At 54.6% G+C, this 6,354-nt stretch carries 6 protein-coding genes; 1 reads left to right on the top strand and 5 read right to left on the bottom strand.

Going from position 1 to position 6,354, the window contains the following annotated elements:
• Positions 1-266 (bottom strand): arginase family protein (locus ACFDSS_RS12950; RefSeq protein WP_375256147.1); only part of this gene is annotated, 266 nt, incomplete at its 3' end.
• Between the two features lie 447 nt (positions 267-713).
• On the opposite strand from ACFDSS_RS12950, the gene ACFDSS_RS12945 reads away from it, so the two are divergent.
• A complete protein-coding gene (locus tag ACFDSS_RS12945) occupies positions 714-1,916 on the top strand; it encodes an aminopeptidase P family protein (protein WP_375256146.1) in 1,203 nt (400 codons plus the stop codon).
• 87 nt (positions 1,917-2,003) lie between these two features.
• Here the strand turns inward: ACFDSS_RS12945 and ACFDSS_RS12940 are convergent, their stop codons facing one another.
• From ACFDSS_RS12940 to ACFDSS_RS12925, 4 genes are all read right to left on the bottom strand, one after another.
• Positions 2,004-3,218: an ABC transporter permease gene (locus ACFDSS_RS12940; protein WP_375256145.1), complete on the bottom strand. Its 1,215-nt coding sequence runs from the start codon at positions 3,216-3,218 to the stop codon at positions 2,004-2,006.
• Positions 3,219-3,221: 3 nt separating this feature from the next.
• Positions 3,222-4,889, bottom strand: a complete 1,668-nt coding sequence (locus ACFDSS_RS12935; RefSeq protein ID WP_375256144.1) for an ABC transporter permease — start codon at positions 4,887-4,889, stop codon at positions 3,222-3,224.
• Between the two features lie 114 nt (positions 4,890-5,003).
• Entirely contained in the window at positions 5,004-6,113 is a 1,110-nt protein-coding gene (locus ACFDSS_RS12930; protein ID WP_375256149.1) for an extracellular solute-binding protein, read from the bottom strand.
• 104 nt (positions 6,114-6,217) lie between these two features.
• Positions 6,218-6,354 (bottom strand): TOBE domain-containing protein (locus ACFDSS_RS12925; RefSeq protein ID WP_375256148.1); only part of this gene is annotated, 137 nt, incomplete at its 5' end.

Below are 6,354 nucleotides of genomic sequence, written 5' to 3'. Positions count from 1 at the left end.
CGCGTACCCTCGCCCAGATAGGTGACATCATCTTCGTGGTCATATGCCCCAGCATGGCCAAAGGCGAACAATGTCGACGCTTCGCGGATAGCCCGCGGACCAAACCGTGCGCCTGGGCGCCACTGCGTACCGAAATCAAAGGGGGCGCCAACCACGGCCACATCTGCATCAATCGCTGACCAATCCGGTTGGTACTCGTATTTGCCAAACGTCGCGATGCCAACAAATGGCAGGTTCAACCGCCCTGTTTCATAATCGTGCGCCATGTTGCCTCCGTTATCTCATGCCGTTGCCGCCATGCGTTTTCTGTAAGTAATCTTGTCTCCGAAAGCATGGTCTGAGATTGACGAAACGGCAATATGGCTTATGCCACGCTCAAGCGGTTGTTGGAATGGCAGACAGTTTGTTGGCGGAATGCTAGCATTCCAGCGGCTATTTCTATTAAAGTTTAAAATTCGCCCGCCAAACCTCACAGGTCAGTCCGCGATCACAAGACTTGAAATTCGTTTGCCAATGGACAGGCCAAGCATAGTTTTCCTTGCACAAACCGCGACTTTTGAGCAATTACTGACATAGGGCAGGCGATGGCGTCGCCAGTGCGAAAAACGCGCGCCCATTCATCCATCCTGAACGCCGGGTTTTGCTTTTCAGTTTTCACGATAGTGGCGATTAATCCCCCCTGTTGTGACGGCGCCAAGAGAAGGAATGTTCCGTTGAACCGTCCCGAATTCTATCGTTTTCACCAAGGCGACCGCGTGTTGCCATTCGACGCATCCGAATATGACGCACGCCTGGCGGCGCTTCGCTCCCGCATGTCAAACGCAGGTGTTGAGGCCTGCGTGTTCACGTCGATGCACAACATCGCCTACTATTCGGGTTTCTTGTATTGTTCATTTGGCCGACCTTATGGCCTTGTCGTGACGTCTACCGAAAGCGTTACGATCAGCGCAGGGATCGATGCCGCACAGCCGTGGCGTCGGTGTCATGGCGATAATATCACCTACACAGATTGGCAGCGGAACAACTATTGGCGCGCCATTCGCAGCGTAACTGGTACCGGCAAGGTCATTGGGTATGAAGGTGATCATATCTCGCTGGCCCAACATGCCCTGATGAATGAATTCTTGATACCATCAGAGGCCAAGGATGTCGCGCCAGCCATGATGCAGCAGCGAATGCACAAATCCGTGGCTGAACTGGCCATGATACGGCACGGAGCAAATGTGGCCGATGTTGGTGGTTACGCTATCAAGGATGCCGTCAAGGCAGGCGCGCGCGAGATCGACATCGCCATAGCCGGGCGTGACGCGATGGAACTTGAGATTGCCAAACAGTTTCCCGATGCAGAGTACCGCGATACATGGGTCTGGTTTCAGTCGGGCATCAACACCGACGGCGCCCATAATCCCGTAACAGCACGTGAACTGCAGCACGGTGATATTCTATCGCTCAACACTTTTCCGATGATTTCAGGGTACTACACGGCGTTAGAACGCACGATGTTTGTGGCCGATGTTGACTCCGCATCACTCAAGTTCTGGGAAGCCAACGTCGCGGCACATGAATACGGGATGAGCCTGCTCAAGCCCGGTGTGAGCTGCGCAGAGGTCACCCATAAAATCAACGACTTCTTCGCCCAGCACGACCTGCTGCAATATCGGACATTTGGGTATGGGCACTCGTTTGGTGTGTTGTCGCATTATTACGGCCGCGAGGCTGGTCTGGAACTACGTGAGGACATCGATACGGTTCTTGAACCCGGTATGGTGATCTCGATGGAACCGATGCTTACCATCCCGCACGGCCAGCCTGGTGCCGGCGGGTACCGCGAGCATGATATTTTGATCGTGACAGAAGATGGCAATGAGAACATTACTGGATACCCGTATGGGCCGGAGTTCAACGTCGTGGCATAACTCGGCGCACCGACGTACGACATAAAAAATGCCAGGTCTTGTAACCTGGCATTTTTCGTTTCTGTTGTCTGTCGTGTCAGGTTGCGATCAACCCGGGCTCAACCCTCGTAAGCGCTCGGAGCGCCGACGCAGAAGCTCGACTGTGGTAAGCAGCAAGATCGAGAAGGTCACAAGGACCGTTGCAGCCGCGAGAATGGTTGGGCTGATCTGCTCGCGCAGACCTGTAAACATCTGCCACGGCAACGTCTGCTGTTGGGCGGAGCCCACGAAAAGCACTACGACAACTTCATCAAAAGACGTGATGAAGGCAAAAAGACCGCCCGAAATGACACCGGGTAGGATCAACGGCATCTGCACGCGAAAGAAGGTCGTTACAGGGTTCGCTCCCATATTTGCCGCGGCCCGTGTGAGCGAGTTGTCAAATCCGACCAGTGTTGCGGTCACTGTGATAATCACAAACGGTACGCCTAATACCGCATGGGCCAAAATGACCTTCACATAGCCAACGAATGATTGGTTCCACCCAAGCGTTGCTTCAAGCCAGTTGCCCAGAGGCGCGTAGAAAAAGAACATCCCAGTCGCCGATATGATCAGCGGCACAATCATAGGCGAAATCATGGTCGCCATAATCCACTGCCGGAAAGGCACATGCGATTGCGATAGGCCGATGGCGGCCAAGGTTCCCAACGTAACCGAAATGATCGTCGCAATCGGCGCGATGATCAGCGAATTCTTCAGCGGGACCATCCATTCGTCTGTCCCAAGGAAGTCGCGGTAGTGCTTTAGCGAATAACCTGCTGGATCAAATGACAGCATCTCGGGCGTAAACGTAAAAAAGTCTTCTGCGTTGAACGACAACCACATGACCGGCACCAGCGGCGCGACCAAGAAAAAGAAAACCAAACCGCAGATGAACAGGAATGCGTTATACCACAGCGTCTGCAGTGACGTGTAATAGATGGGAACGTTCTTGCGATAGGCTCCTGTAGATAACCAGTACACAAACCAGCTGAGCACGCCACCGATCAACGCGCCAGCGATAGCACCGCCCACATTGGTCAACACAAGGCCAAGGATGGCAAAGACGGCGATAACGGCCCAGCGACCTGCGGTGCGCGGCACATCGAACCGGCACAGCAGAAATGCCAGACCAAACCCCAAGGCCGCGCCGATCAGCGCACCAATCCAAGGGTTGCCAAAGGCATTCCCGACAACAAAACCGAATGTTGCGCCAAGTGCCGCTGTGCAAGGACCTGTGAAGGTCATCAGATCAGGGCGTGTCACGGGACCAACATATGCCATGGATCAGCCTCCTAGTTTCACGTTGTCGATGCCGACAATCCGGTCGTAGCACCAGTACAGCACAAGAACGACAGACAGAAGTATCGTGCCCAATGCAGCCGCCAGACCCCAATTCAATGAGCTGGAGATGTGGTAGGCGATCCGGTTTGAGATAAAGACACCGCTTGTTCCACCCACAATTTCAGGGGTGATATAATAGCCGATGGACAGGATGAAAACGAGGATCGACCCAGCGCCGATGCCTGGCACCGACTGCGGAAAATAGACCCGCCAGAATGCGGTCCAGTTTGTTGCGCCAAGACTTTTGGCCGCACGCAGATAGGTAGGCGGAACAGTTTTCATCACGGAATACAGCGGTAGGATCATGAACGGCAACAGGATGTGCGTCATCGCGATCACAGTACCGGTTGCGTTGTTCATCAAGATAAGGCGGTTGGCGTCATCGACAAATCCCAACCAAACGAGGATCTCGTTGATGACCCCCTGCTGCTGCAACAGCACCTTCCAGGCGGATGTTCGCACCAGTAGCGAGGTCCAGAAGGGTAAGAGCACAAGGATCATCAGCACGTTGGCCGAGCGTAACGGCAGGTTCGCCAAAAGCCACGCCACCGGGTACCCCAGCACAATGCAGCTACCAGTTATCAGAAGCGACATCCACAAAGTGCGGATGAAAAGCTTGATATAGAGTTGCTGGTTCTCTGGTCGCATCTGCGCACCATCAACCCCCTTTTCCATATCAATCGAATTGAGGAAGTAACCTGATGTGTAATCAGGGCTGTAAATCTTGATTGTTTGCCAGACTTCAGGATCAAGCCAGTCTTCGTCCAATTCAGCAAACGCGTCACGGAACATGACGTCGGGCAGTTGATCCAAGTTAGCGGCAACCAATTGCAGGTCTTGGGCACGTGGGCCCGTGTAAGCATTGACCGCGTCAACCACTTCGGGATTGCGCAAATCAAGACCAAGTGCGGCATAGACAGCCTCCCAAGGGTCGCGTGTGGCGACGTCGCGCTCTTCTTCCAGCGCTTCAAAAATGGCCCAGTCGGCGTAGGCCGCAGCGGTCAGTGGCAACATTTCGGCCACTTCCCCCGATAAGGTCAGGCCGACTTCGCCAACGAATTCACCAGGGACCATTTGGGTCCATAGGGCGCGTCTTTCGTCAAAAAGCGCATTGCCGCCCGTGCCGGACATCATAGCGTACCATGTTTCGCCATCCTTGAGGGCGGGGGCGATATCTTCGATAGGGTCCTGCCAAAGTTCACCTACATCGTCGAGGTTCCTGCCCGTTGTACGGAACAACGATGACGTGCCGGTTTGCTCATAGTTCAGCCGCGTGCCGAGCTTGGTGTGTTCTTTCGCTTCGGCTGCGCGGAAAAGGTCAAAAAAGAGGGCCTGAAAGACGTCTTCTCCCGGGGCCTCGCCCGAACTCTCGTCCCATGCCTCTAGGGCAATTGTCGCCTCTGGCATTGTGTTCGAAACAATCTGATTTTCAACAGATCGGAACAACATGGTCGCAATCGGGATAATAAAGGTGATTACCACAAACAACAAAAGCGGCGCTATCAGTGCCAGTGCGCGGATCTTCTGGCGGCGTAGGGCTCGCGAAAGGCTGGTTTTTAGCGGTGTGCCATCAGCGGCGAGCATTGGGCCGGAGGATGTACTGTCACTCATATCAACTCCGTCTGTGCAGTCTTGTTTGTCATGCCCGGCATGTTGGTAGAGCCAGGTTTTTGGTCATGAAGGTTGAAGGGGGCCAGATCGCGGCCCCCTTCGGATGATATGTACTTACTGTGCAAGCCAAGCTTGGAATTTCGCGTCGATGTCGTCGCGGTAGTCAGCCCAGAACTCGTAGTTGTACAAGAAGGTGTTCGCTGCGTTCGCCGGGTCTGTTGGCATGTGCTGTGCCATATCGATGCCCAAAGTGGCGTGCTGGCCAACAAGTGGCGCAGAGGACAGGCGCGCAGGACCGTAAGAGATGTACTTGGCCTGATCCGCCAGACGCTGTGTGTCTGTGCCGAAGTAGACGAAGTCCAATGCACGTGCCTTACGCTCGTCGGACAGACCTTCTGGGATGATCCAACCATCAAGGTCAAACACCTGAGCGTCCCACATCATACCGATGGGCTGGCCCTGCTCTTCGATGGCAGCAAACAAACGGCCGTTGTAGGTGGAGCCCATAAAGACTTCGCCGTCAGCCAGCAGCTGTGGCGTGTCTGCACCTGCGGACCACCAGATCACGCTGTCTTTGATGGTCCCGAGCTTAGCAAGCGCCTGCTCTTGACCTTCTTCGGTCGCCAGAACGTCGTAGACGTCGTCTTTGGCAACGCCGTCACACAGCAGGGCCCACTCAACGTTGTTGATCGGGCGCTTTTCCAGCGCGCGCATGCCTGGATATGTGGCGAGGTCAAACACGTCACAGATGTCGTTTGGTGCTTCGGTACCCGCTGGAACCATATCTGTCCGGTAGCCGAATGTTGTCGAGTAAACGATCTGTGGAATGAAGCAATCGCCGACCAGAAGATCACCAAAGTCATCTTCGGCAGATGTGCCGTCAGGTGCTGGCGCCAACTGTTCGTCAGCATCGATTTCCATCGCAAGACCTTCGTCGCATAGGCGCAGCGCGTCAGCTGCGACAACGTCAACCACGTCCCATGTGATGTTGCCAGCTTCGTTCATAGCGCGCAGCTTTGCGACGGCCTCGGCAGAACTTTCGTCCCACGTAACCGTAACACCGGCGTTCATTTCTGTGTACGGGTTTGTATAGGCATTGATCTGGCTGTCTTGATACGCGCCACCCCAGCTTACGATTGTCATATCGTTGGCCATGTGGCCGTCTGCGGATACCATGCCGGCCGTAAGGCCGAGCACAGAAACAGCAGAGACAATTTTATTCATTTTCATGATATTTTCCCTAGTTGTGTCTCGTGATTTTCAGTGGGTCACGAGTTAGCCCTTCTACTTGCGTGCGCGCCAGTATCAGCGCGCCTCAAGAATTCTTTTCATGCGTCCAGCGCACGGCAGTCCTGTGGCATCCAGCCAATTTCGATTTGCTCGCCCGGCTTCAACCTAGGTTGATCAGGCGCGTTTCGTGTCTTTACGACGAACTCTTCGCTTCCTGCTACGCGCAGGCGGGTCC

The sequence above is a fragment of the Yoonia sp. genome, from assembly GCF_042093035.1.
GTDB lineage: Bacteria > Pseudomonadota > Alphaproteobacteria > Rhodobacterales > Rhodobacteraceae > Yoonia.
Note: the sequence above shows the minus strand (reverse complement) of the source record. Positions and strands in the feature narration are given on the sequence as shown.